19 protein-coding genes are annotated in these 25,965 nt (G+C 48.2%); 12 read left to right on the top strand and 7 right to left on the bottom strand.

What is annotated here, in order from left to right; translation table 11 throughout:
- Nucleotides 1–446: 446 nt before the first annotated feature.
- The 10 genes from ACWJAO_RS02865 to ACWJAO_RS02820 all read left to right on the top strand — a co-directional run bounded on the left by ACWJAO_RS02865 (nucleotide 447) and on the right by ACWJAO_RS02820 (nucleotide 12,670).
- Nucleotides 447–977: a hypothetical protein gene (locus tag ACWJAO_RS02865; protein WP_449139195.1), complete on the top strand. Its 531-nt coding sequence runs from the start codon at nucleotides 447–449 to the stop codon at nucleotides 975–977.
- A gap of 3 nt (nucleotides 978–980) precedes the next feature.
- On the top strand, nucleotides 981–2,489 hold the full coding sequence (locus ACWJAO_RS02860) for an N-6 DNA methylase (protein WP_449139194.1): 1,509 nt from the start codon (nucleotides 981–983) through the stop codon (nucleotides 2,487–2,489).
- A gap of 2 nt (nucleotides 2,490–2,491) precedes the next feature.
- Complete coding sequence (locus ACWJAO_RS02855) at nucleotides 2,492–3,625, top strand: restriction endonuclease subunit S (protein WP_449139193.1); 1,134 nt, start codon at nucleotides 2,492–2,494, stop codon at nucleotides 3,623–3,625.
- Nucleotides 3,626–3,674: 49 nt separating this feature from the next.
- Nucleotides 3,675–6,719: a type I restriction endonuclease subunit R gene (locus ACWJAO_RS02850; protein WP_449139192.1), complete on the top strand. Its 3,045-nt coding sequence runs from the start codon at nucleotides 3,675–3,677 to the stop codon at nucleotides 6,717–6,719.
- A gap of 278 nt (nucleotides 6,720–6,997) precedes the next feature.
- On the top strand, nucleotides 6,998–8,116 hold the full coding sequence (locus ACWJAO_RS02845) for a hypothetical protein (protein WP_449139191.1): 1,119 nt from the start codon (nucleotides 6,998–7,000) through the stop codon (nucleotides 8,114–8,116).
- Nucleotides 8,117–8,296: 180 nt separating this feature from the next.
- On the top strand, nucleotides 8,297–8,575 hold the full coding sequence (locus tag ACWJAO_RS02840; RefSeq protein ID WP_449139190.1) for a hypothetical protein: 279 nt from the start codon (nucleotides 8,297–8,299) through the stop codon (nucleotides 8,573–8,575).
- A gap of 113 nt (nucleotides 8,576–8,688) precedes the next feature.
- Entirely contained in the window at nucleotides 8,689–9,078 is a 390-nt protein-coding gene (locus ACWJAO_RS02835; protein ID WP_449139189.1) for a hypothetical protein, read from the top strand.
- Nucleotides 9,079–9,089: 11 nt separating this feature from the next.
- Complete coding sequence (locus tag ACWJAO_RS02830) at nucleotides 9,090–11,615, top strand: DUF3987 domain-containing protein (RefSeq protein ID WP_449139188.1); 2,526 nt, start codon at nucleotides 9,090–9,092, stop codon at nucleotides 11,613–11,615.
- Nucleotides 11,616–11,737: 122 nt separating this feature from the next.
- Entirely contained in the window at nucleotides 11,738–12,247 is a 510-nt protein-coding gene (locus ACWJAO_RS02825; protein WP_144155355.1) for a DUF5675 family protein, read from the top strand.
- Between the two features lie 15 nt (nucleotides 12,248–12,262).
- On the top strand, nucleotides 12,263–12,670 hold the full coding sequence (locus ACWJAO_RS02820; protein ID WP_217756323.1) for an N-acetylmuramoyl-L-alanine amidase: 408 nt from the start codon (nucleotides 12,263–12,265) through the stop codon (nucleotides 12,668–12,670).
- Nucleotides 12,671–12,756: 86 nt separating this feature from the next.
- Here the strand turns inward: ACWJAO_RS02820 and ACWJAO_RS02815 are convergent, their stop codons facing one another.
- From ACWJAO_RS02815 to lon, 6 genes are all read right to left on the bottom strand, one after another.
- Nucleotides 12,757–14,091, bottom strand: a complete 1,335-nt coding sequence (locus ACWJAO_RS02815) for an NADP-specific glutamate dehydrogenase (protein WP_006847509.1) — start codon at nucleotides 14,089–14,091, stop codon at nucleotides 12,757–12,759.
- 219 nt (nucleotides 14,092–14,310) lie between these two features.
- On the bottom strand, nucleotides 14,311–15,609 hold the full coding sequence (locus tag ACWJAO_RS02810) for a ComEC/Rec2 family competence protein (protein WP_449139187.1): 1,299 nt from the start codon (nucleotides 15,607–15,609) through the stop codon (nucleotides 14,311–14,313).
- A gap of 37 nt (nucleotides 15,610–15,646) precedes the next feature.
- A complete protein-coding gene (locus ACWJAO_RS02805; RefSeq protein ID WP_449139186.1) occupies nucleotides 15,647–17,359 on the bottom strand; it encodes a DEAD/DEAH box helicase in 1,713 nt (570 codons plus the stop codon).
- Between the two features lie 87 nt (nucleotides 17,360–17,446).
- Nucleotides 17,447–18,688 carry an LptF/LptG family permease gene (locus ACWJAO_RS02800; RefSeq protein ID WP_287829252.1) on the bottom strand — a complete coding sequence of 414 codons (1,242 nt, stop codon included), beginning with the start codon at nucleotides 18,686–18,688 and terminating at the stop codon, nucleotides 17,447–17,449.
- Between the two features lie 13 nt (nucleotides 18,689–18,701).
- A complete protein-coding gene (gene tgt / locus ACWJAO_RS02795; RefSeq protein WP_006849113.1) occupies nucleotides 18,702–19,829 on the bottom strand; it encodes a tRNA guanosine(34) transglycosylase Tgt in 1,128 nt (375 codons plus the stop codon).
- A 2-nt stretch (nucleotides 19,830–19,831) separates the two neighbouring features.
- On the bottom strand, nucleotides 19,832–22,297 hold the full coding sequence (gene lon / locus ACWJAO_RS02790; protein WP_287860987.1) for an endopeptidase La: 2,466 nt from the start codon (nucleotides 22,295–22,297) through the stop codon (nucleotides 19,832–19,834).
- A 224-nt stretch (nucleotides 22,298–22,521) separates the two neighbouring features.
- Between lon and ACWJAO_RS02785 the strand changes: the two genes are divergently transcribed.
- The gene (locus ACWJAO_RS02785) at nucleotides 22,522–23,271 is read left to right on the top strand and encodes a tRNA1(Val) (adenine(37)-N6)-methyltransferase (RefSeq protein ID WP_449139185.1); all 750 of its coding nucleotides are present in this window, start codon (nucleotides 22,522–22,524) and stop codon (nucleotides 23,269–23,271) included.
- A 106-nt stretch (nucleotides 23,272–23,377) separates the two neighbouring features.
- On the opposite strand, the gene ACWJAO_RS02780 is transcribed toward ACWJAO_RS02785, so the two are convergent.
- Nucleotides 23,378–24,418 carry a YegS/Rv2252/BmrU family lipid kinase gene (locus ACWJAO_RS02780; protein ID WP_144155081.1) on the bottom strand — a complete coding sequence of 347 codons (1,041 nt, stop codon included), beginning with the start codon at nucleotides 24,416–24,418 and terminating at the stop codon, nucleotides 23,378–23,380.
- Nucleotides 24,419–24,611: 193 nt separating this feature from the next.
- On the opposite strand from ACWJAO_RS02780, the gene spt reads away from it, so the two are divergent.
- Nucleotides 24,612–25,802 carry a serine palmitoyltransferase gene (spt, locus tag ACWJAO_RS02775; protein WP_144155079.1) on the top strand — a complete coding sequence of 397 codons (1,191 nt, stop codon included), beginning with the start codon at nucleotides 24,612–24,614 and terminating at the stop codon, nucleotides 25,800–25,802.
- Nucleotides 25,803–25,965: the final 163 nt, after the last annotated feature.

The following is a 25,965-nucleotide window of genomic DNA, read 5'->3' as shown; positions in this document are numbered from 1 at the left end:
TTTGACCTAATGACCCACTAAGTGTAATGCTTGAATGGATTGTTTGTTAGAGTGTGTGATAGTTCTAAATCACTTGTGTATGAGATGGTTATGAAAGTTTATATCAGTTGTGCTTTATTTATGTGTGTATAATGATAATCTACATTCTCTGGTGAGAAATACTGCATATTGCACCGCTCTAGTGCTCATTTCCTCCATCCCAATTCTTTGTATTTGTCAAAAATACCTACCTTTGGAGTATGGTTTCACGTCCGAGGAGGGGCATTTTTTACCCTTAGAAGAGGGGGTAAAACATCTTCCTAACCTCCATATTTTGCATTTTTCCGTTAAATAACGTGATAAAATTCTTGGGTTTGCTAACTTTTTATTATCTTTGCTAGCAATTAACAAAATATTGACGTAGCAATAGTCCGGAAAGCTAGAAACTACATAATAACAATACTAAGATGAAAATATATAACTCATTGACGTATAAGGCTTTAGGGGGGGGTAATTTTGCTCAGGCAAAGTTAACTCCAAGTCAGCATGTATTTATCCGTAGGCGAATATTATCTTCTTTTTATATGATAATAGTCGCTTTTTTTATGCTTTCTTTCACCGCCTGTTCTAGCGACGAAGAAACAGAAAAATCAGAGGTTTTTGATTACAAAACCACATTTTTAGCCCATAATTGGCAGATTTCAGCCCTTTATCAGCGCGTTGGAAGCCTCTTTATCGACGTAAAAGAGGCTCCTTTGTTCTGCCGTTTCACCTCAGACGCTATTTATTTCTCCGAAACGAAGGAAGTGAACCAATTCGATTCAAACGGTAAAATTACCCAAACAACCACCGAAAACGTTGCTTGCGGTAACTACACCTATTTAATAAAGGAGAACAAAATACAGATAGATAATCAGATATTCAACATTACGGACACAAACGGAACCCTCGTTCTGCAGAATGAGGACTGGAAACTTGTGCTCGTAGAAAATAAATAAATTATGGCTAAGAAACAAGATACAATCAGCATTGGTTTCGAAGAGAAAATATGGAAGGCTGCCGACATTCTGAGAGGCAATCTCAGCGCTTCGCAATACGAGGGCGTTGTGCTCGGACTCATCTTTCTGAAATACATCAGCGACCGCTTCGAACAGAAGTTCCTGGAGCTGCAGGGCGACGAATACGCCGACCCGGAAGATAAGGACGAATACACTGCCGAGAACATCTTCTTCGTGCCTGCTGAAGCCCGATGGAGCAAGATTAGTGCTGCTGCCCACACACCGGAAATAGGCGTGATAATAGATGAAGCACTTACCGCCATTGAGCGTGAAAACGAAAGACTGAAGGGCATTCTGCCTAAGAATTTCGCCCGTCCGGAGCTGGACAAGCGTCGTCTGGGCGATGTGGTAGATCTCTTTACGAACATAGAAATGCACGATGCTGGCGAGGAGAAAGACCTGCTGGGCAGAACCTACGAATACTGTCTGCAGCAGTTTGCATCCTTAGAGGGCAAGAATGGTGGCGAGTTCTATACGCCTTCCTGCATTGTCCGCACGCTGGTAGAGATACTGGAGCCTTACGAGGGCAGAGTCTATGACCCTTGCTGCGGAAGCGGTGGTATGTTTGTACAGAGCGCCAAGTTTATAGAGCGCCACAAGGGAAACCTGCGCAAAATCAGTATCTACGGTCAGGAGGCAAACCCTGATACGTGGAAGATGGCGCACATGAACCTTGCCATCCGTGGCTTGGATGCGAACCTGGGCAATGTCTTTGCCGACACATTCTATGATGACCAGCACCCAACGCTGAAGGCAGATTTCATTCTTGCCAATCCTCCTTTCAACCTCAGCGACTGGGGACAGAGTGCGCTTCAGGAAGATGTGCGCTGGCAGTATGGGTTGCCACCAGCTGGCAACGCCAACTTTGCGTGGATGCAGCACATGATTCACCATCTGGCTCCTAATGGCAAGATTGGTTTGGTGCTGGCGAATGGTGCGCTTTCGAGTCAGAGTGGCGGCGAGGGTCAGATTCGCCAAGCCATCATCGAAGCCGACCTGGTAGAGGGAATCGTGGCTTTGCCTTCGCAGCTGTTCTACAGTACGGGTATTCCTGTAAGTCTTTGGTTTATCAGCCGAAACAAGGCGCAGAAGGGCAAGACCGTGTTTATCGACGCCCGCAACTTAGGCTCAATGGTAACCCGCAAGCTTCGTGAGCTGATGCCTGATACGGATATTAAAAAAATCTCCGACACCTTCCATGCTTTCCAGCAGGGAACCTTGGAGGATGAAAAGGGCTTCTGTGCCGTATGCACCACCGAGCAGATTGCTGCTCAGGACTTCATTCTGACTCCTGGCAGATACGTAGGAATCGCCGAAGACGAAGGCGACGGAGTGCCTTTCGAGGAGAAAATGACGAATCTCACCGGGGAGCTGAAGCAGCTGTTTGAGGAAAGCAAGAAGCAGGAAGAAGAGATTAGATTGCAGTTGAAGAAAATTGGATGGGAGGTGTAAGTATGGAGTGGAAAGAAGTTAGATTGGGGGATGTGTGTAGTATTCAAAGGGGAGCTTCACCAAGACCAATTCAGAAATTCATTTCAAAAGAAGGAATGCCATGGGTGAAAATTGCTGATGCAACTGGAATATCATCTCGTTACATTAGCAGCACTTCAGAATACATTATAAAAGAAGGTGTATCCAAGAGTAGAATAGTTCATCCTGGAGATTTAATAGTCTCAAATAGTGCTACGCCCGGGTTACCCAAATTCATGGCAATAGAAGCTTGCGTGCATGATGGATGGTTGATAATACGTGATTTAGATGGTATAGATAAAGTTTTTTTGTATTATGTGTTTATAAACATTCGCAGAAGACTTTCTAATCAAGCTAATGGTAGTGTTTTTATGAATCTGAAAACGGATATAGTTAAAGATTTTGTTATTAAACTACCAACGTTAGAAGACCAGCTCCGCATTGCCTCCATCCTTTCTGCTCTCGACCGCAAGATAGAGTTGAACAACAAGATCAATGCTGATTTGGAGGAGATGGCGCAGGCTATTTTCAAGAATTGGTTCGTTGACTTTGAGCCTTTCAAGGATGGTAAGTTCGTGGATAGTGAATTGGGAATGATTCCGGAAGGATGGCGAGTAGGGACATTGGAAGATTTAATAACCATAAAATATGGTAAAGATCATAAGAAATTAGAAGATGGAACTTTTCCCGTCTACGGATCTGGTGGATTAATGCGATTTGTCAATTCTTGGCTCTATAATGGAGAATCCGTTTTAATACCTAGAAAAGGAACATTGGATAATATTATGTACGTCTGCGAGAAATTCTGGACGGTAGATACTATGTTCTTTAGTATTCCTAAGATGGACTATGTAATGAAATACGTTTATAATTATATTAAGCGTTTCGATTTTAGTAAAATGAATGAAGGAACTTCTGTTCCATCCAATACGGCTGCAAGATTGAATAAGATGCAGATTCTAATACCAACCCATGAGGTCCTAGAAATGTATGATGAGACATTATGTCCAATCTACAATAAAAGAAAAATGAATGATAAAGAATCTCGCACCCTCTCCCTTCTCCGCGACACCCTTCTCCCTCGCCTCATGTCAGGCGAGCTGGAAATCCCGGAATAAGAAGAGCAACGAAAAAATAACGAGAAAGAAAATTAAAAAATATAACATTATGGCAGACGACAAGAAATTCACCGAAGACGCATACGAGCAAACGCTCATTGCCCTGTTCCGGGACGAACTCGGCTATGCGTACGAATGTGGCTACGAGGTGGAGCGCGACTATAAGGAGCCTTTCTATCGTGCCGATTTGGTCGCCTCGATGCGACGACTTAATCCTGAACTGCCATCCGATGCAATGGATGAAGGAATCAAGCAGATTACCAACATCAGCACCGGAACTTTAGAACAGAACAACGAGCAGTTTACACTCTGGATGCAAAACGGTCTGGAGGTGGGATTCCTGCAGGATGGAGAAGAACGTACAGCCCTGATGAGGCTCATCGACTTCGACCACCCCGAAAGGAATCTCTTCAAGGTGGTGAACCAGTGGCGAGTAGAAGAGTATAAGAACAAGCGCTGCGATATGGTGGTGATGGTCAACGGATTGCCCCTCGTGGTGGTGGAGCTGAAAAGCGCCATTTCCGAAGATGCAACCGTAGAAGATGCCTACAAGCAGATCAAGAACTATCAGCAGAGCATTCCAAGCCTCTTCAGCTACAACGCCTTCAACGTAATCAGCGACATGAGCGAGACCCGTGCCGGAACCATCACCGCCAAGCTGGAACGCTATATGGAATGGAAGACCATAGACGGCTCATACGAGTCAACCCTCTTTGCCGACTATCGCACCTTCTTCCTCGGCATGTTCCAGCAGCAGCGACTGCTCGACATCCTGCAGAACTTCATCTGCTTCGACAAGAACCAGGGCAAATACGCCAAGATTCTTACCGCCTACCACCAGTACTACGCCGTGGGCAAAGCTCTGCAGCGCACCCGTACCGCAGTGGAAGGCAACGGAAAAATCGGCGTGTTCTGGCACACGCAGGGTTCGGGCAAGAGCCTCTCCATGGTGTTCTACGCCCACCAGCTGGTGCAGCGACTGCCCGAAGTAACCATCGTGGTAGTAACCGACCGCAAGGACCTCGACAACCAGCTCTTCGGTCAGTTCTGCCGCTGCCAGAACTTCCTTCGTCAGGAACCACAGAACGCCCAGAGCCGTGAAGACCTGGGTAATCTGCTGCGTAACCGAAAGAGTGGGGGAATCATCTTCACCACCATTCAGAAGTTTGAAGAAGGCGATTCGGCACTCTCCACCCGCCGCAACATCATCGTGATGACCGATGAGGCACACCGCTCTCAATACGGCGAGGAGCACTGGGACAACAAAAGTCTGATGATGAAGAAGGGATTCAGCCAGAAGATGAGAGAAGCCCTGCCAGGCGCCTCATTTATCGGCTTCACCGGAACGCCTATCAGCGACCGTGACAGAGACACGGAGGAGGTGTTTGGCAATTACATCGACGTTTACGACATGAGTCAGGCGGTAGACGATGGCGCCACCCGTCCGGTTTATTACGAGAGCCGTGTGGTGAACCTGAACCTCGATGAAGACACGATGAACCTGTTGAACGATGAGTTCGACAACCTGGCCGATGAGGGAGCCACCGAGGAGCAAATCAGGCAGGCAAAGCAGGAGCACAGCCGACTGGAAGTACTCCTGGGTGAAGACGCCACCATCGACACACTGGTAAGGGATATTGTGAAGCACTACGAGGAAAACCGTGCGCAGGAACTCACCGGCAAGGCAATGATTGTGGCACTGACCCGAAGCATCGCCATCAAAATCTACCGCAAGATGCTGGAACTTCGCCCCCAGTGGACGGAGAAGGTAAAGGTGGTGATGAGCGGTTCTAACCAGGACCCCGAAGACTGGCAGCCGATTATCGGCAACGAAGCCTACAAGAAGGAACTGGCAAGAAAATTCAAGGACAACGACGATGAGATGAAAATCGCCATCGTAAGAGATATGTGGCTTACGGGCTTCGATGTTCCGTCGCTCGCCACCATGTACGTATATAAGCCGATGAGCGGTCATAACCTGATGCAGGCAATAGCCCGTGTGAACCGGGTGTTCCCGGGCAAGGAAGGCGGACTGATAGTGGATTACGTAGGCATTGCGCAGGCGCTGAAGAGTGCCATGCAGCAGTACACCAACCGTGACCGCCGCCGCTTCGGAGACCCCGACATCGCCAAGACCGCCCTGGTGAAATGGAAGGAAGAGATGGAAATCTGCCGAGACCAGCTTCATGGTTTCGACTATTCCGGCTTCTTCGAACAGGACAACTCGAAGTGTGCCTTCGCCATTACGAGCGGAGCCAACTTCCTGAGCTCTCCAGCCATGGTTCAGCGCAAGAAGAATTTCATGGAGCACAGCAATCTGCTTCACAACGCTACCACGCTCTGCCGTTCGCTTCTGAATGAGCAGCAGAAGGCAGAGGTGTGCTATATGGATGCGCTGCGCGTGATGATGCTCAAACTCTCGCAGAAGGGCAAGATCAGCCGCCATGAAATCAACGAGCGCATCGGCGACCTGCTCCGTCAGAGTGTGAAGACCGATGGAGTCATCAATCTCTTCGGCGACCGCCAGATAGAGTTCTCGCTCTTCGACGACGCCTTCATCCAGGAGGTGAAGAACATGAAGGAGCGGAATCTGGCGGTGGAACTGCTCACCAAACTGATGAAAGAGAAAATCAAGCAGCAGCAGAAGACCAACGTGGTTCAGAGCGACCTCTTCTCCGACATGCTCAGCCAGAGTCTCTCCAACTATCTGAAGGGCTTGCTCACCAACGAGGAAGTGATAGAGGAGCTGTTGAAGATGGCTCAGCAGATGAAGCAGGCAGAAGCAGAGGGCAACGACCTGGGACTTTCGCCCGAGGAGAAGGCATTCTATGATGCGCTCTCCACGCCCGAAGGAGTGCGGCAGGCTTACTCCGACGAGGAGTTTGTGGCGCTGACCCGGGAACTGACAGAAGTCTTGCACCGCAACCGCACCATCGACTGGAACCGGAAGGAATCGGCGAGGGCGAAGATGCGAGTGATGGTGAAGCGACTGCTCAAGAAGTATAAGTATCCACCAGAGGGTGCAGAAAAGGCGCTGGAAACCGTGATGCGCCAATGCGACCACTGGGCGGATGATGAAGAAAACGTAGTATAAACCCTTTAAAATTTGAAGTAAGAAACAGAAAGTAAACAGAAAGAAAATAACATATTAGAATATTGACGCTGATTATCTGCACTTCTACGGTATTCAGAACCTGCAATTCAGAAATTCGGTAAGAAGACGGTGACAGCAAGGCGTCCACTCCTCTACGGCGTGGGCAGTACTTGTTTGTACCTTACCGAAGGTTCTTGCAGGTACCCGAATACCGGTACTTACAGGGAACCCCATGCCGCTTATTTAAACAACATAACAAACAAACCTAGAAAAGTAATATGCAGACAGAGGAACAAGATGAGCAACTGACATTGCTGGAAGATAAAGCCGCCCGATTCAAATTCAGCTTTCGCCTTTTGGGCAAAGAAGAAGTGGAAACAAACAAAGAGGAAGTAATAACAGCCTGGAAACTAATCTTGCGTAATTATGTGAGAGATATTTTCGATTTACTGAATTTGTTGAAAGAAAATATTGCATGGTCTTTGCTGGATGATAAGAAAGAGCGATTCTATCAGGTTAAGATAGAATTGGAACCTATGCTTACCAACTATAAAGACTATGAAGGAGAAGAAATGCGCAAAATGATCAATGACATCATCCTCATGCTTGATGAGGGATTTCATGGTTTCAGACAATCCTTCATCAGTGAAACCTATTACGAAGACCTGTTCTGGAAGGTACTGAAACGTTATCGTGAGGAAAATGAGGAGAGATTGGAGCTAATCTACATGCAGGACAGCCAGGATGAAGCGCTTATCTATCCTGATGCTACCCAGCTGAAGAATACCATTGTCGTAGAACGGGCTAATATTCTTTTCGCTTGCCGATTCGGACAGGTATTTCACAACAATGGCAGGAATATCAAACTGATTGTTGCTTATATTCTGGAACAGAAAGAACAGACCTACAACGATATTTACGATTTTCTCGATAAGTATCTTTCTTATCAGATTGCCAAGGAGCATAGCAGAATGAAGGTTGAAGCCGTATTCAAGAACATCGCATTCAAGGAGAATGTGGATGTAGACAAGCTGATGCTTAAACTTAAAGACTTAATCGAAGACAAAACGCTCAACGCCCAGAAACATTGGTTTATTGTTTATAAGGTTTTCTTCAACAAGAATTGGCTGAAGAAGTCAACTCAGCGTCTTTTCATTGACCAGATCAATTCTGCATTCAGTACCTTACTAAAATGTTCTACGGCCGATTTTCATGAGATAAATTCTTATTTCAAGCAAAATGACTATAATGAATGGACACTTGCTGATTGTGATGCGCCACAATGTTGTGACATTTACAGAGAGATTGCTGACAAGTTGGATGATGAATTTCAAGACGCCAAGTATGCTAAGCCGGGAACGGTGATAAATACAAAAAGAGTGGAAAAGTTCAGATAGTATCCCCCAATAGTATCCCCTAAAAATATAAACTATATCCCCCACATCCCCCAAACGGATTCGTGGAGGATTTTTTTTGCTTTTACGTTTGGAAATCATTATATCTTTGCAGCGTCGAAGAAACAAGACAACGCTGAAATGGTTTGGTGCTCTTGAAACCTCTTCGTACAATTATATAATATGTATACTCAGATTATGAGAGTGGTGCAGCAGGGCGAGACCTTCGCTGTGCAGAGTCAGAAGAGTGAGAACGGACAGATGATGAAATGCAACATTGTTCTCCAGGAGATGGGCGGCAAGTATGAGAACCAGTATGCTGCTGCAATGCTCGGCAACATTGCCCAGTGCAAGTTTGCTCCGGGAACATTGGTAGCGGTTACGCTCCGCTTTACGACTCGTGAGTATAATGGTCAGGTTTATCAAGACATCCTGGTTACGGACATCGTGAAACTTGGCTAGTAACTAATCTTGAATTGAAATAGGTGGCGTGAGAATTGTCCCGGGATAATTTGCGCAAACTGAAACTTACGACACTTCTTTCGTTCAACCTAATTTTTTAATTCAAGAAGATTATGAAAAAGACGGTTAATGTACAGAATAATCAGATGAACGGCTGCCAGCATGTGCAGCTCGGTGGTATGGCTTTCTATGATGAGAGCAAGTGTTTCATGTTTTCACCAGATGAAGAAGGGGTGAGAAACAAGGTGGAGGGATTCCGCTCGCAGGGCATTGCCCAGCAGTTGACGGATGGTACTTTCGACTTTGTGGCGAAACCAAGAATCCGTTCGCAGTCGGAGCTGATCAGAAAGCTGGCTCACGGACGTGTAAGTAAAACCAAGGACGGAGCTATTCAGCTTACCTTGAAGGTGTTTTGCAACGAGGGAATCAATATCGCCAATACTCTCGTGAAGGAGGCAGAAGAGGCTGCTGATGCAGTTGTGGATTATCAATTGAAACGATAAGGAAAAGATAGATGAGTTGTTATTTAATTAAGGTGGAGAATGGGCACAAGGTTGCCCGCTCCATTACCTCGGAAGAGGAGTATAAGCAGCTGCGTGGAAGCAATGAGCAGAAGGCGAATCTTCGTCTGGCACGTGCCGGAAACGATGCTGCGAAACGGAGACTGGTACAGTTTAATTATTCCGGCCATTATCCGCAAGGGGTAGTGAAGGGAATGAAACTGCCAAGCTGTGCATTCGGGTTTGATATGGATGAGCCGGAGGCTTTCGCCAAGGCCGCCAAGCTGCTGCTGAAGGAACCGGACAAGTACGGACTGCTGATGCTGGAACGCAGTGCACGACAAGGTGGACATGCGGTGTTTGAACGTGAAAAGGGCAAGACGGTTCTGGAGAATCAGGTGAGGATTGCTACGATGCTCAAGTGCGAAATGGATACTTCGGCTCACGACATCAATCGGGTTTACTTCACGACCACATCGGATGACGAAGATCTGCTCTTCCTTTCGCCACGGCTCTTCAAGGATGCTTACGATGAGGCTGCCGTGGCTGCTGAAGGGAAAGTGCTGGAAGAGCGTGAAAGATACGGACAGGAGGAACTGCCGGAAGGGGCGCACAAGGCAAACAAGCATTATGAGCCTTGGAAGGAAGAATTCAAGAAGGATTCTCAAGGGGTTTTTAAGGGGCAGGAATTTAAGAATTCGAGAATTTCTACTTCTGCTGCTTCTGCCTCTGCTGCGTCAACTTCTGCTGCAGCAACTTCTGCTACTTCAACTACTTCTGCTGCTCAGGACAATTATCTTGGGATTCCTTATGGGGAAATCATTAAGAAGTGGTGGCAGATGTATAATGATGGGCAGGAGCCGATGCGCTCCAACCGCAATACGCTGACCTTTGAGCTGGCTGTGAACCTGCGCCACATCTGTGGTTTTGACCGCAATCTGCTGGCTCAGATTATTCCCTGCTACGATGGGTTTCCCGAGCAGGAAAAGATGGCTTGCATCAACTCGGCATTAAACGAGAAAATCACACAAATGCCTAAGCGGCTGAAGGATGTGCTCTCTACCATCCGTCAGGAACGAATGAAACAGGGAAATGCGGGTGGTGGTTCGGCGACTGACAATGAGGCGCTGGTAAATGCGCTGGACGAGGCTAACGCCAAGGATGATCTGTTCTATTATAATGCGCTGCCTAAGTTGCCGCAAGGCATTCGGGATTCCATCAGCGCAGTGGGTCCGGCACTGGCACTGCCTGTAATCACAGCCATCTGTCCTGCCATCGGAATGCTCGCAACTGGCGTGAAGGTTTCCGTTCACGGCAAGATGAACTCGCTGAACCTCATCTCCTACATCGCTGGTGATTTCGCATCTGGCAAGGGAAGTATTGACCCCGTGATTGACGCATGGACTTCGGAAGTGAAGGAAATGGACAAAATGTATCTGCAGAAGGAGGATGAATGGCGAGCCAAGAAACGTGCAGCCAAGAACAAGAAGGAGCAGCCGGAAGAGCCGAAACTGCCTGTAAGATGCTTGACACTGAACAATACGGTGGCGAATCTGGCTGAACGACTGGCGAACACAGAAGGCAAGCACGCCTTCTCGTTTACTCCGGAAGCTGACACCGTAGCGCAGAAGTGGAAATCGGCGATGAGCGACTTTTCAGTCATGTTGAGACAGGCTTATGACGGAACAAGCTATGAGCGTGAAGCAAGAAGTGCGGATGCAGTGAATGTTCATATAGACAGACTGTTATGGAACGTAGTGATGTGTGGAACGCCTGATGCGCTCTATCGTGTGGTAAGCAATTATACGGATGGTTTCCAGAGCCGTATCATCGTGGCAAAAACGCCCGATAATACCTTCACTCCACTTTCTGACAACATGCATGTAATGAACGAACGTCAGCGCGACCGCATTATTCAGATAGCTCATCTGCTGCCGCTGATGTCGGGTGAGGTAGTGCTGCCGAAGCTGGAGGAAAAGGGTAGAAAATGGCTGGAACAGATAAGACTGGAAACAATGAAAAATGACGACAAGGTGAAAGCCCGCCAGCGTTTCCGTATCTGTCCAACCACCATGAGATTGATGACCTGCATCATGCTCTGCAAGGTTCTGGAAACGCTGATTCAGAAGCATGGTTTCAATGGAGCCGAGAAACAGCTGAAGGAGTCACCTGACTTGTGGAAGGGAATGCTCGTAAAGATGCAGACACCAACTATGCTGAATGTCTTTGATGTGCTGGCTGACTATCAGTTGGATAATGCGCTCTACTTCTTCCGTAGCCGTATTGAAGAGGCTTTCTCATCAAAGGATTATTGCTGTCAATCTGCTTGGGACCGTTGTCGTCGGGGTAAGAATGATTCCATCTTCGAATGTCTGGATGTAACCTTCACCTTCGAACAGGCAGAGCAGCAGAGTGTTGCTGTTAAAGGGGCAAGTGCCACTCATGAATCAGTGAAACAGATGCTGAAAAACTGGAAACGCCAGGGCTTAATCAGCGTATTGCCAGACAGACATTATCAGAAAGTTTCGCCTACCATATAATTTTGGAGGGTTATTAAGGGTCAAGGTCACTAAGTGTCATCAAGTTTTTCGGGTTCTTAAATCAGCCTTAATGGCCGGCCTTGATCCAATTATTCATTATCAATTATTAATTGTAAATTATCATGAACATCAATATATTCCGCCGTCGCTTCACTCCATGGAGTGTGGATGGCACAATGGTTATAGGTGGCAAGATTTTCTGCGACACCTTAGAACGTCCTAACCGTCATTTGCCAGCAGGACGTTATAAGATTTCTCTTATTCCTACCAAGCAAAAGAAGGTGTCGGAGACAAAGAAGAAAAATAAGTATGAAAGAGGAAAATATGAAATTGTTATCAAGCCTGTTATTCTGTTAAGATCCAATTACGTACCTCGTACTGTTAGGCGCAGAGCTCGCTTCGTGCCTGGCAACGGTCCGCTACGTCTGAGAAACAAGAGTATCATTCTGGGCAAGTCTCATTATACCGGAATCGTTACGCAATCAGAAGAATGCTATAATGCATTTTGCCAGTTGTTGGATGAGGAATTCAAGAGGATGAAGAAAAAGCATCTACCGTGCAGAATCAATCTGTTTATCAGGGATTTGGGTGTTGACGAAATCCCCTTCAATTATCTGCTTATTTTTCAATAATTAATATTCAATATCATGCGTAAGATAAAGGAAATCATCATTCATTGCAGTGCGACCAAGGAAGGTCGCAACTTCACCGTAGCGGATATTGACCGCTGGCACCGGGAGCGCGGACTGCGCTGCATAGGTTATCATTTCGTGATTTATCGTGACGGCAGCATTCATGTAGGCCGTGCGATAGAGGAGGTAGGTGCCCATTGCAAGGGCCATAATTCCATCAGTATAGGCATTTGCTACATCGGCGGCTTATCAAAGAAAGGCAAGCCGAAGGATACAAGAACCCGAGAACAGAAAGCGGCAATGCGCTCGCTCATCGAGCAGCTGAAGGAGGAATATCCATTAGCCACGATTCATGGTCATAATGAATTTGCCAACAAAGCCTGTCCCTGCTTTGATGTAAAGAAGGAGTGGGGGAAGGAGTAGACACAAAAAATAGCGGATCTGTCACAGACCCGCTATTTCCTAACATTTTAAATTTTAAAACAATGTTTATTGTAAATTTTCTAGCCTTATACAATGCCCTGAGCCATCATAGCCTTAGCTACCTTCAGGAAGCCGGCTACGTTTGCACCCTTTACGTAATTTACGTAACCGTCTGGCTCAGTACCATACTTCACGCAGTTAGCGTGAATATCGTTCATGATGTCGTGAAGCTTAGCATCAACCTCCTCACGAGACCACTTCAGACGCTCTGAGTTCTGGCTCATCTCAAGACCTGATACTGCAACACCACCTGCGTTGGCTGCCTTACCTGGAGAGTAGAGAATCTTAGCATCCTGGAATACCTTGATAGCCTCTGGAGTAGAAGGCATGTTGGCACCCTCGCTTACTGCGATTACGCCGTTGGCGATGAGAGCCTTGGCTGCCTCCTCGTTGATTTCGTTCTGAGTAGCTGATGGGAGAGCGATGTCTGCCTTCTCAAACCAAGGCTTAGCACCCGCAACATATTTTACACCATACTTCTCAGCATACTCCTTGATACGACCACGCTCTACGTTCTTGAGCTCCATGATGTAATCGAGCTTCTCGCGGTCGATTCCGTCTGGGTCGTAGATGTAACCGTCTGAATCTGAACATGTAACTGGCTTAGCACCCAACTGGAGCAACTTCTCCATAGTGTACTGGGCTACATTACCTGAACCTGAAACCAAAACAGTCTTGCCCTTGATGTCAATACCCTTGGTAGCGAGCATGTTGCAGAGGAAGTATACGTTACCGTAACCTGTTGCCTCAGGACGGATCAATGAACCGCCGAACTCTTGACCCTTACCGGTCAAGACGCCCTGGAACTGGTGTGTCAACTTCTTGTACATTCCGAAGAGGTAACCTACCTCGCGGCCACCTACACCGATGTCACCAGCTGGAACATCCTCGTCTGGACCCATGTGACGATAAAGCTCTGTCATGAAAGCCTGGCAGAAACGCATTACCTCGTTATTGCTCTTGCCACGTGGAGAGAAGTCGGAACCACCCTTAGCACCACCCATTGGGAGAGTAGTAAGAGAGTTCTTGAATGTCTGCTCGAAAGCCAAGAACTTCAAAATACCCAAGTTTACTGACTTGTGGTAACGAAGACCTCCCTTGTAAGGGCCAATCGCGTTGTTGTGCTGTACGCGGTAACCCATGTTAGTCTGTACGTTGCCCTTATCATCTACCCAAGATACGCGGAACTGGATGATGCGGTCTGGAATGCAGAGACGCTCGATGAGGTTTGCCTTCTCAAACTCTGGGTGCTTGTTGTACTCTTCCTCGATAGTACCGAGAACCTGACTAACTGCCTGAATGTACTCAGGCTCATTTGGGAATCTTCTTTGGAGATTCGCGATGACTTCTGATGCTTTCATAATCTTTAATCTTTTATTGTGTTTAAATTCTTATTTTTAATTTCTGATTGCAAAGATACATGTTTTTCTTGAAAACACCAACAAAAAGAAAGAAAAAATGCAGAAAAAGTATGAAAAAGTTATTTTTTAACATTCTTAGCCTCGATTTGTAGCGCTTTTGTGTACGAACACCTTATTATATAAGAGACGTTTTTCGGGGTTTAAGCCTTTATCTCCGTTTTAGGGAATCTTGCATTCTGACGACTTCTGTTTATCTATCCTGCGCCATAGGGCATAAATGAGCAGGATGATAGCGTAGAGACCGATTACCTGAGGCAGACTGATTCTTACGTTTTCGATGCTTGCTCCAGGCAGCATGCTGATCAGTTTTATGGCTGTATTCAAAAACTGGGTGATGCTGGTCAGGGCGCCTGATGTAAGGCTGATGAGTGGGGCGACAACCGGTGCTATGGGCGCCCATAACGTGAGTGGGGAGAACAGGATTAATGCTGCTCCAAGATATAGGATGAGGGTTGCTGCGGGAATGGCGATGTAATTGGTGAGAAGTGAATAGCACGATATTCTGCCGAACGTGTAGACGATGACCGGAAGGGTTCCTATCTGGGCTGCCAGTGAAACGCAAAGGAGTCCCCATGCCCAACGGATGAAACGGCTGCGGATGTGGAGGAGGGTGTAAAGGGGTGTGAAGAGCAGCAGAATGGAGGCTACTGCCAGGAACGAAAGCTGGAAACTCAACTCGAATAGATAGAGCGGACTGATGAAGAGCATAAATATATAAGCTGAGGCTAATGTGTTGAGCGGCAGACTGGTACGATGGAAAGCTAAACTTAAGCTGTAGGCTGAAAGCATGATGGCTGCACGGACTGCACTTGCCGGCAATCCTATGAGAAAAACGTAGGTCCAGATGGAGATGAGGGACAGGATGATGGTGTAAACTGAGTACTTTCTGCCGCCTAGCAGAAAGATGAAAAGCTGGAAGATAATGCCTATATGAAGTCCGCTTACTGCCAAGATGTGACTGGCTCCGGAAATGGAGTAACTGTTTCGGGTGTTCGAGTCGAGTGCGCTCTTGTCGCCCAGCGCCATGGCTGCGATGACTGCATAGTCTTGCTGTTTTACGTGAAGGGAAACCAGTTTGCTTTCAATATTGCTTTTATAGCGTTCGGTATTGATTTTTGCCCGTGTGAGGTAAGGCAGTTCCTGCCAGTTTTTCAGTTGTGTAGAGGTTTGGGAATCAGCTATTTGCTTACAGGTAAGAAAAGCCCCAAGGCTCAGGATGCATAAATGAATCATCACGCATTGGGAGAAGATGAGAAACTGGTGGCTCCTGCTGAAGTAAGCTTTTTGGCTTAAGAACTCAGTAAGGAAAAAGATGATGCTGCCAAGGGCGCATGAAATGATGGAGATGATGAGCCAGAAGCGCATATTGAAATCATCATAGCCCCATTTGGCTATGATGATTCCGATCGTCAGTGTGAGGCTGATGGTCATGAGCGGGGTGAGGGGTAGCTCTTTCATCGTTCCTCTTTCCTTTTTTAAAAAGATGATTGTTTACCTATTTCTTGAATCCGAAGATGCGCTTGATGAATTTCTTCACAGCGTTTTCTTTCTTCTGTGGATTTACGATAGGGGTGTGCTTGCGTGCCGCCGGCTTGTCGCCCTTTTTCTGGGCTACGCCTCTGCCACGGCCGTTGCTGCCTGGGCGAACATTGTTCTCGGTGCCTGGGCGCTGCTGGTTGCTGTTATTGCGGCGCTTCTGGCTGTTGCTGTTCTTTGGCTGCTCGCCTGGCTGGGCTGGCTTTCTGTTCTGCTGCTTTGCGTTCTGCTGCCTGTTACCCTGCTGTGGCTGCTGCTTTGCGTTCTGCTGCCTGTTGCCCTGCTGAGGCTGCTGCTTTGCGTTCTGCTGCTTGTTACCTTGCTGAGGCTGCTGCTCGTTGCTGCGTGGTGCTTTTTCCTGACGCTCGTTTGGCTTGTTTGGCTTGCGCTTGTGAGAAGTCTGGTCGCGGTCTTTCTGTCGGCGGTTCTTGGCGCTGTTCTTTCCGCTCTCGCCGTTTCCGCTGTTTCCGCGTCTGTTGTTTCTTCCGTTTGCGCCTTTCTTCTTCGGCTTGTTAAGCTTGATGTATTCAGGACCTTCGCCGCATCCTTCAGGGAGAGGCATCTTGTCTACCACCTTCTCCAGGAACTTCTCTATCTGCTGGAACCAGTACTGGTCTTCTTCGCTCACGAAGGTGATGGCTCTACCATCGCGGTTGGCACGGGCTGTACGGCCGATGCGGTGAACGTAATCTTCTGTATCGTGAGGAACATCGTAATTGATGACCATCTCAATATCATCAATGTCGATTCCGCGCGCCACAATGTCGGTAGCTACGAGAACATCATACTGTCCGCTCTTGAACTTGAACATTACATCATCGCGCTCAGCCTGTTCCAGGTCGCTGTGCATGGCTCCACAGTTTACTCCAATCTGCTGGAGGGAAGCTGCGAGTTGCTTCACCTTGAATTTGCTGCCGCTGAAGACGATGACACGCTTCAGGTCGCCTGCCTTGAAGATGTCCTTGAGGATGGTCATCTTCTGGGTTTCGTAGCATACGTATGCTTCCTGCTTGATTTTCTCGGCTGGCTTGCTGACGGCAAGTTTGATTTCTACCGGATTCTTGAGCAGGGTCTTAGCCAGTTCTTCTATCTTCTCAGGCATGGTTGCCGAGAACATGATGGTCTGGCAGGTCTTTGGCAGTTTTGACGCGATGGTCTTGATGTCGTCAGAGAAACCCATGTCGAGCATGCGGTCGGCTTCGTCGAGGATGAAGAAGCTTACCTTGCTGAGGTCTACATTGCCCAGAGAGATATGGGAGATGAGGCGGCCCGGGGTGGCGATGACTACATCGGCGCCCATGCGGAGGCTGCGCAACTCCTGATCGTAACGGTTGCCGTCGTTGCCGCCGTATACGGCTACGCTGCTCACGCCCTGCAGGTAATAGCCGAAGCCTTGCATCGCCTGGTCTATCTGCTGTGCGAGCTCGCGGGTTGGTGACATGATGACGCAGTTGATGGCGTCTTTAGGATAACCGCCGTCATCGAGCTTGCTCAATACTGGGAGCAGATAGGCTGCGGTTTTGCCGGTTCCGGTTTGGGCTACACCCAAGACATCGTGACCTTCTAATATCTCTGGAATGCACTTTTCCTGTACTGGAGTGCATGTGTCGAAGCGCATGTCATATAATGCGTCGAGCACGTTGTCGTTTAAATCTAATTCGTCGAAATACATTCTTCTATAGTTTACAGTTTACGGTTTATAGTTTATAGGGGGGGCACAGCTGCTATAAACTATAAACTCTTAATTATTAATTGATAATTACCTCGGTGCCTTGCGGTAGCAGAAGTAGGCTACGATGGCGAAGAGGAAGTTAGGAAGCCACGCTGCCAGAACAGGCGGGAAGTTGGCCTGGATGGCGAAGGTGGCAGAAACCGTTTGCAGCATGATGTAGCCGAAACTCAGCGCAAGTCCTACGCCCAATGCTGCTCCCATGCCGCCCTTGCGCTTGCGGGCTGAGAGGGAGACACCGATGATGGTGAGGATGAATGAGGCGAAGGAAGAGGCGATGCGCTTGTGGTATTCTACCTCGTACTGCACTACGTTGCCCGAACCGCGGTTGATCTGCTTGGAGATGTAATCGCGGAGCTCAGGACTGGTGAAGGTTTCCTGCTGACCCTTGGAATAGACCAGGTCGGTAGGTTCCATCATGATGGTGGTGTCCTTCTGGGCTCCGCTCGTAATATGCTCCTTCATGCCCTGGAGCTTGCGGATTTTCCAGTTGCTCAGTTGCCAGTGATACTTGCTGTCGGAAATGGTGTCGTACTGGATTTCCATCGCTGTAAGGTGGCTTACGAGTTTCTTGTCCTGGAACTTGTCGAGACAGAATCCGTAGCCGCGTTTCATGCTGTTGTCGTAATGCTGCATATAGGCAATCACTCCCTTGTCTACCTGCAGCTGTACATTCTCGGCACTGGTATTCTTCTTCTTGTTCTTGTACATCGTCTCGAAGTTCTGCCTGATGACGGTTCCGTGGGGAATGACGTAGGCTGAGAGTCCGAAGGAGAGGGCTGAGAGCAGCACGCAGGTAATCATGTATGGGCGAAGGAGACGCTTGAAGGATACTCCCGACGCCAGGATGGCGATGATTTCGGAATTGCTTGCCAGCTTGGTGGTGAAGAGAATGACCGCCACGAACACGAACAGCGCACTGAAGAGGTTGGCAAAATAGGGCACGAAGTTGGCGTAGTAATCGAAGATGATTGCGCGCGCCGGTGCATGGTGCTCTGTGAATTTTGACAGGTTCTCGTTGAAGTCGAAGACGATGGCGATGGAGATGATCAGGGCGATGGAGAAGAAATAGTAGCCCAGAAACTTCTTGATAATGTACCAGTCGAGCTTCTTGATGTACCTGAACGGGTTGAGAAACCGGAATATGCGCAGGAACCGGAGCTTGTGAGCCAGCCAGCGTACAGCCCTGATGAGCCACCCGAACTTGCGGGAAGCCCATCGGCCGGTGCGGTAGAGCCGGCGGTGTTTTCTTATTTTCTTAAAATCTTTCATGATGCTTGCTTACTTAAATTCTTCGGCCAAGCTGGTCGATGATGGAATTCTTCCATGCCACGAAATCGCCCTGCTCGATATGATGGCGGGCATCGGTCACGAGGCGCAGATAGAAAGAGAGGTTGTGGATGCTGGCTATCTGCATCGCCAGCAGCTCCTGTGCCTTGAAGAGGTGGTGGAGGTAGGCCTTCGTGGTTACGAGGTCGATGTCGCAGCCGTCTGGATCTACCGGACTGAAATCTTTCTCCCACTTTTTGTTGCGCATGTTCATCGTGCCCTGATAGGTGAAGAGCATGGCGTTGCGGCCGTTGCGGGTCGGCATTACACAGTCGAACATGTCTACGCCGCGCTCGATGGCTTCGAGGATGTTCTGCGGAGTTCCTACGCCCATCAGATATCTCGGCTTGTCTTTCGGCAGGATTTCGTTCACTACTTCTATCATCTCATACATCACCTCGGTAGGCTCTCCTACGGCAAGTCCGCCGATGGCATTTCCGTCGGCTCCCTTGTCGGCAATGTATTTGGCTGCTTCGCGGCGCAGGTCCGGGAAAGTGCAGCCCTGAACGATAGGGAAGAGACTCTGCTGATAGCCGTAGAGGGGCTCGGTTTCGTTGAACCGCTTGATGCAGCGGTCTAGCCAGCGCTGGGTGAGCATGAGGCTGTTCTTGGCGTACTGGTAATCGCTCTGTCCCGGTGGACATTCATCGAAGGCCATCATGATGTCGGCTCCGATGATGCGCTCGGTGTCCATTACATTCTCCGGTGTGAAGAAGTGCTTGCTGCCGTCGATGTGGGAGCGGAACTCGCAGCCTTCTTCCTTGAGCTTGCGGATGCCGGTGAGCGAGAAGACCTGGAAGCCGCCGCTGTCGGTGAGGATAGGACGGTCCCAGCCGTTGAACTTGTGCAAGCCGCCTGCTGCCCTAATGACGTCAAGACCTGGGCGCAGGTAGAGGTGATAGGTATTTCCGAGGATAATCTGTGCCATGACCTGCTTCTTGAGTTCCTCGAAGTGGACGCCTTTCACGCTTCCTACGGTTCCTACGGGCATGAAGATTGGGGTCTTGATCTGTCCGTGGTCGGTGGTGATGATGCCTGTACGCGCATCGCTTGCTTTATCTGTTACTTGTAATTCAAATTTCATTTCTATTCTTTTTTATCATTTTCCTCAATGCTGAAGTCTGTCGGGTTTTTCACCTTCTCGTCGGTCAGCGCGAACTGCCAGACGTCAGCCACATTCTCTACATAGTGGAAGTCTACGCCCTTGAGATATTTCTCCGGTATTTCCTCTACGTTCTTCTGGTTCTCCCTGCACATCACGATGTGCTTGATTCCTGCCCGCTTGGCTGCCAGAATCTTCTCCTTGATTCCGCCTACCGGGAGCACTTTGCCGCGGAGGGTTATCTCGCCGGTCATGGCTGTGTTGGCACGCACCTTGCGCTGGGTGATGGCTGAGGCGATGCTGGTGGCGATGGTGATTCCGGCAGAAGGACCGTCTTTCGGGGTGGCTCCCTCAGGCACGTGGATGTGGATGTTCCACTGCTCGAAGATGCGGTAGTCTACCTGGAGCAGGTCGATGTGCGACTTGACGTATTCCAGTGCGATAATGGCTGATTCCTTCATCACGTCGCCCAGATTTCCGGTCAGGGTGAGCTTGCCAGCCTTGCCCTTGCTGAGCGAGGTTTCGATGTAGAGGATTTCGCCGCCCACTGAGGTCCAGGCTAGTCCGGTTACCACTCCTGCATAGTCGTTGCCCTGGTAAATGTCGCGGTTGAACGGCGGATTGCCCAGCAGGTCTTTTACTTCGGCAGGGGTGATGGTGTAGTTCTTCAGCTCCTGGTTGCAGGCAAGTTTGTAAGCCATCTTGCGCAGACTCTTGTCTATCTGCTTCTTCAGCTGTCTTACGCCGCTCTCACGGGTGTAATGCTCGATGATGAATTCGAGGGCATTCTTGTTGAAGCTTACCTTCGGCGAAACCTTGTCGAGTCCGGTGCTTTCCAGCTCTTCCGGTACGAGATGGCGCTTGGCAATCTCTGTCTTCTCTTCGGTGATGTAGCCACCTACCTCTATCAGCTCCATACGGTCGAGGAGCGGACGCGGAATGACGCTCAGGTCATTGGCTGTGGCGATGAAGAGCACCTTGGAGAGGTCGTAATCCATATCGAGATAGTTGTCGTGGAAGGCATTGTTCTGTTCCGGGTCCAGCACTTCGAGCAGGGCTGATGCAGGGTCGCCGTTGAAATTGCTCTGCGCCACCTTGTCAATCTCGTCGAGGATGAATACCGGATTGCTGCTGCCTGCCTTCAGCATGTTCTTGATGATGCGGCCCGGCATGGCTCCCACATAGGTGCGGCGGTGACCGCGGATTTCGGCTTCATCGTGCAGACCGCCCAGCGACATGCGTACATACTTGCGCTTCATGGCTGCTGCGATGCTCTTGCCCAGACTGGTCTTTCCTACGCCCGGAGGACCGTAGAGGCAGAGGATAGGACTCTTGCCGCCGCCGTTCAGTGCTCTTACGGCGAGGAATTCCAGGATGCGCTCCTTCACATTCTCCATGCCGTAGTGGTCGTGGTTCAGAATGCGCTTGGCACGCGTCAGACTGAGGTCGTCCTGAGTGTAGGAGTTCCAAGGCAAATCTACCATGGTCTGCAGGAATCCTATCTGTATCGAATAGTCAGGACTCTGCGGGTTCAGGGTGTCGAGCTTGGCAATTTCTTTCTTGAAAATCTTGGCAGTCTCTTCGCTCCAGTTCTTCTGTTTCGCCTTCTCCAGAATCTCCTTTTTCTCCGGACTGGCGTTGCCTTCTCCCAGTTCTTCCCTGATGTTCTTAATCTGCTGCTTGAGGAAGTATTCCTTCTGCTGTTCATCAAGGTCGTAGTGGGTTTTGTTCTCAATCTCAGTCTGGATGCGTAGCAGATGGCGCACCTTGTTCAGAGATCTGATGGCAATCATGATGCGCTCGCTGAGATTTTCCTCTTTCAGCATCTTGATTTTATCCTCGATGGAGAAAGGGAGGAGGGAGCACATGAAGTTGCACTGCATGTGAATGCTCGAGAGTTCGTTGATGGCCTGGATGGCCTCATCAGTATAGTTGGCGCTTGATTTGATATAGTCTGTCGCTTCGTAATGGAAGTTCTCGTAGAGCATTCTGAAGAGTTCATCGTTGTTCTCGTCAGGCCATTTCTCCGGAAGACTTTTTACATCAATTACCGTGTAAGGCTCTTTTTGAACGAGATGTTTCATCTGACATCTGCCCAGACCCTGGATGATGATGCTCATCTGCTCTGTGCCAGGCATCTTAATCACCTTGATGAGTTTGGCGAAGACACCTACAGGGTAGAGGTCTTCTTCGTAGGGCGATTCTGTATCTTTATTCTTCTGACAGAATACGCAGAATATGGTGTCTGGTTTCTTTTCCAGCATCCGGACGAGATTCAGACTTTCCTTTCTGCCCACAACGATAGGGGTCATGTTGGTAGGGAAAACTACAATATCTCGCATGCAGAGGGTAGGGTACAAGCCTTCTTCCTGGTCTTCGATCAGGGTTTTCGGGTCGCCCTCGTAGTCTGCAATCATTTGTATTCGGGTACTTGTTCTTCTATTATCCATTTTGTTATGATTTCTATTTTCCGTGCAAAGGTACTCATTTTTTATGAAATATCGTGGAAGATGATAGATTATTTAATAATAAAAGTGTTTTTTCTCTATATTAGTACCCGTTTTTATAGATGTGGGTAGCTGCTTTTTGCAGGTAGAAGCGTCAATTTCTGCTGTTTGCGATAAAATAAATCGGCGGCGCATTCGTTTTCTTCTGTAAAGAGACAGAAGAATTTATGGGTAATTTTCGATTTAAACAGTTTGAGATAGAGCAAGACCGTTGTGCCATGAAAGTGGGAACTGACGGCGTTTTGCTGGGTGCATGGGCGCAAGGTGGCAGGCGGATTCTGGACATTGGTTCCGGAACGGGACTGATTTCGCTCATGATGGCGCAGCGTTTTCCTGAAGCTGAGGTCGTAGGGATTGATATGGATGCTGATGCCTGCGGACAGGCGAGGGAGAATGTGATGGCAAGTCCGTTTCGCGGTAGGGTGGAAATAGAATGCTGCAGACTGCAGGATTTCGGGGGAGCCGGTGTTTCGAAAACTGCTGAGGCTTTGGAAACTGCTGAAGGTTTGAAGGCTGCCGGTGTTTTTGATGCGATAGTGAGTAATCCTCCGTTCTTTGTTGATAGCTTGAAAAATCCGGACAGTAAGAGGACGATGGCGAGACATACGGACAGTCTTCCGTTTCGCGATTTGTTTGCGGGTGTAAAACGGTTACTTTCTGATGACGGTATTTTCTCTGCAATTGTTCCCGTAGAAGTAGTGGAACAGTTTGTTGCAGAGTCTTGTATATTAGGTTTTTATCTTATACGGAAGTGTGGTGTAAAGACGGTAGAACGCAAGCAGCCAAAGCGCTTTATGCTGAGTTTTGCAAAGCATCGCATTTCGCCTTATGAAGAGCATGTTGAAATGATGATGGATTCGCAGGGAAACCGCTCGGAATGGTATAGGAAAATAACGGAAGAATTCTATCTTTTCTAGGAGTGTTGAATGTTGAGTGTTGAATGTTGAATGAACACTCCCTCTAAATTCAACACTCAACATTCAACACTCAACACTCCCTCTAAATTCAACACTCAACATTCCCTTAAAGGTTCAGCTTCTTCTGTACCAGTTTGCTGATAGCTTCTACTCTTTTGCTCTGGCGCTGGATGTCTTTATGAATATCATCGCGCACGGCATTGATGTCGTTGAAGAAATCGGCAAAGGCAGACTGAATCATGTTCGGCTTGCGGTCGTTCTTGTTGGCAAATGGGTTCACCAGCATCTTGATTCCCTTTTCTTCCAGGTGAACATCAATCTCTGCACCCGTCATCACAGGGTCGCCATCATAATGGATTAAGCCTGGCTGACTGCGGGTAATATGGAGCTTCTTGCAGCGGAACGACTTGATCTTCGAGTTCTTGTCCAACGTCTTGTTGAACATGTCGAAACTTACCTGAGGCGCCTCGATTACATCGAATGGTTCCATGATGACGACATCCATCAAACCATCGCTCATGGATGCTTGAGGGGCAATATAGGCATTGTTGCCATACTGAGATGCGTTGGCACAGGAAATGAGGAACGCCTTATACTGTTTGGTGCCCGTCTCGTCCTCCAGAGTGTAAGTCTCAGGCTTATACTTCAATCCCTCGCGCAGGATATTTTCGGCATAAGTGATAGGACCGCGCTTGCCGCTCTCGGCAAACTTCATGCTGACGAAAGCGTCAAAGCCCATGCCGCAGGTGCAGAAGAACGGGTGGTCGTTGATGACACCATAATCCAGATCTCTAATCTGGCATTGGTTGATGACCTCTATGCATTTCTTCAGGTTCATCGGGAGCAGCAGATGTCTCGCCAGTCCGTTGCCCGAACCGCAAGGCAGAATGCCGAGGGCAGTATCGGAGTGAACCAGTGAGCGGGCCACCTCGTTGACGGTTCCGTCACCACCAACCGCCACAACTACATCTACATGGTTGTTCTTCGCTTCGGTAGCAATTTCCGAAGCGTGCCCAGCTCTTTCAGTCATTCTTATCTCGTACTCAAAAAGCTCTTTGTCCAAAACAGAATCTATCAGACTGGGAACTGCTGCCTTGCTGGCTGTTCCTGAAATCGGATTCATGATGAAAAGTATCTTTTTCTTCATTATATAGTCAAGAGTTTGTAAAATTTAGGCTGCAAAAGTAATAAAAATACCCAAAATAACAAGAAATATCGATTAAAAAAACTATAAAAGTAAACTTTCTTATAAAAAAAGCCGTTTATTGAGTTCTTTTTTGTATCTTTGCACCCTGAAACTTAGAAAAGTATAAAAAAGAAATAAAGTACACCTATTAATAATGGGACAATTACAAGAAAGATACAAGAATTATCGTGAACCTCAGAAGTATATGGCTGCCGGTGTGTATCCATATTTCCGCGAGATCACAAGTAAGCAGATGACAGAGGTAACCGACATCGATGGTCATAAAATCCTGATGTTCGGTTCTAATGCTTATCAGGGTTTGACTAACGACCAGCGTGTTATTGATGCAGCAAAGGCTGCGCTCGACAAGTATGGTTCTGGTTGTGCAGGAAGCCGTTTCCTCAATGGTACGCTCGATTTGCACGTGCAGCTCGAAAAGGAGCTTGCTGAGTTTATTGGCAAGGATGAAACTTTGTGTTTCTCTACAGGATTCTCTGTAAACCAGGGTGTCTTGGCTTGCGTAGTAGGTCGTAACGACTATATTATCTGCGATGACCGCGACCATGCAAGTATCGTAGATGGCCGCCGCCTCTCATTCGCTACCCAGCTCCACTACAAGCACAACGATATGGAAGATTTGGAGCGCGTGCTCTCTAAGCTCCCTGAGGAGGCTATCAAGCTCATCGTTGTTGACGGTGTGTTCTCTATGGAGGGCGACCTGGCTAACTTGCCTGAAATCGTTAAGCTCAAGCATAAGTACAACTGCTCTATCATGGTAGACGAGGCTCATGGTCTTGGCGTATTCGGCAAGCAGGGTCGTGGTGTATGCGACCACTTCGGTCTGACCGACGAGGTAGACCTCATCATGGGTACATTCTCTAAGAGTCTGGCTTCTATCGGTGGTTTCATCGCATCAGACAAGGATACGATCAACTTCCTCCGTCACAACTGCCGTACTTACATCTTCAGCGCCTCTAACACTCCAGCTGCCACAGCAGCAGCTCTCGAGGCTCTCCACATCATTCAGAATGAGCCAGAGCGTTTCGAGAATCTCTGGGATGTAACCAACTATGCCTTGAAGCGTTTCCGCGAGGAAGGTTTCGAGATTGGCGAGACAGAGAGTCCTATCATTCCTCTCTACGTACGCGATGCTGAGAAGACATTCGTTGTTACCAAGATGGCTTACGATGCAGGTGTGTTCATCAACCCTGTTATTCCTCCAGCTTGTGCTCCTCAGGATACATTGGTACGTTTCGCACTCATGGCTACTCATACAAGAAAGCAGGTTGAGCAGGCTGTCCAGATCTTGAAGAAGATTTTCGTAGAAGAGGGAATCATCAAGTAAAATCAGATTTGCCGGTCTTCTCGGTTTGACAGATTCGGGCAGTCGGTTTCTGATTTAAAAGTTTAGCAAGTATGGTTACGGTTCTTTGCCGCTACTATATATAATAAGGTATAAGGGCAATTCCGGATAGGGGTTGCCCTTATTTTGTGCCCGGTTTTCAAGG

Source organism: Segatella sp. (assembly GCF_977051555.1).
The sequence above is the reverse complement of the archived record's forward strand: the minus strand, read 5'-3'. Positions and strand labels throughout refer to the sequence as shown.

Bases quoted from the DNA above. Each gene is read 5' to 3' on its own strand.
- ACWJAO_RS02835 (WP_449139189.1), top strand. From the start codon at position 8,689: ATGAAAAAGACGGTTAATGTACAGAATAATCAGATGAACGGCTGCCAG.
- ACWJAO_RS02825 (WP_144155355.1), top strand. From the start codon at position 11,738: ATGAACATCAATATATTCCGCCGTCGCTTCACTCCATGGAGTGTGGAT.
- ACWJAO_RS02840 (WP_449139190.1), top strand. From the start codon at position 8,297: ATGTATACTCAGATTATGAGAGTGGTGCAGCAGGGCGAGACCTTCGCT.
- ACWJAO_RS02820 (WP_217756323.1), top strand. From the start codon at position 12,263: ATGCGTAAGATAAAGGAAATCATCATTCATTGCAGTGCGACCAAGGAA.
- ACWJAO_RS02860 (WP_449139194.1), top strand. From the start codon at position 981: ATGGCTAAGAAACAAGATACAATCAGCATTGGTTTCGAAGAGAAAATA.
- tgt (WP_006849113.1), bottom strand. From the start codon at position 19,829: ATGAAATTTGAATTACAAGTAACAGATAAAGCAAGCGATGCGCGTACA.
- ACWJAO_RS02845 (WP_449139191.1), top strand. From the start codon at position 6,998: ATGCAGACAGAGGAACAAGATGAGCAACTGACATTGCTGGAAGATAAA.
- ACWJAO_RS02810 (WP_449139187.1), bottom strand. From the start codon at position 15,609: ATGAAAGAGCTACCCCTCACCCCGCTCATGACCATCAGCCTCACACTG.
- ACWJAO_RS02800 (WP_287829252.1), bottom strand. From the start codon at position 18,688: ATGAAAGATTTTAAGAAAATAAGAAAACACCGCCGGCTCTACCGCACC.
- ACWJAO_RS02805 (WP_449139186.1), bottom strand. From the start codon at position 17,359: ATGTATTTCGACGAATTAGATTTAAACGACAACGTGCTCGACGCATTA.
- ACWJAO_RS02865 (WP_449139195.1), top strand. From the start codon at position 447: ATGAAAATATATAACTCATTGACGTATAAGGCTTTAGGGGGGGGTAAT.
- lon (WP_287860987.1), bottom strand. From the start codon at position 22,297: ATGGATAATAGAAGAACAAGTACCCGAATACAAATGATTGCAGACTAC.
- ACWJAO_RS02855 (WP_449139193.1), top strand. From the start codon at position 2,492: ATGGAGTGGAAAGAAGTTAGATTGGGGGATGTGTGTAGTATTCAAAGG.
- ACWJAO_RS02815 (WP_006847509.1), bottom strand. From the start codon at position 14,091: ATGAAAGCATCAGAAGTCATCGCGAATCTCCAAAGAAGATTCCCAAAT.
- ACWJAO_RS02785 (WP_449139185.1), top strand. From the start codon at position 22,522: ATGGGTAATTTTCGATTTAAACAGTTTGAGATAGAGCAAGACCGTTGT.
- ACWJAO_RS02780 (WP_144155081.1), bottom strand. From the start codon at position 24,418: ATGAAGAAAAAGATACTTTTCATCATGAATCCGATTTCAGGAACAGCC.
- ACWJAO_RS02850 (WP_449139192.1), top strand. From the start codon at position 3,675: ATGGCAGACGACAAGAAATTCACCGAAGACGCATACGAGCAAACGCTC.
- spt (WP_144155079.1), top strand. From the start codon at position 24,612: ATGGGACAATTACAAGAAAGATACAAGAATTATCGTGAACCTCAGAAG.
- ACWJAO_RS02830 (WP_449139188.1), top strand. From the start codon at position 9,090: ATGAGTTGTTATTTAATTAAGGTGGAGAATGGGCACAAGGTTGCCCGC.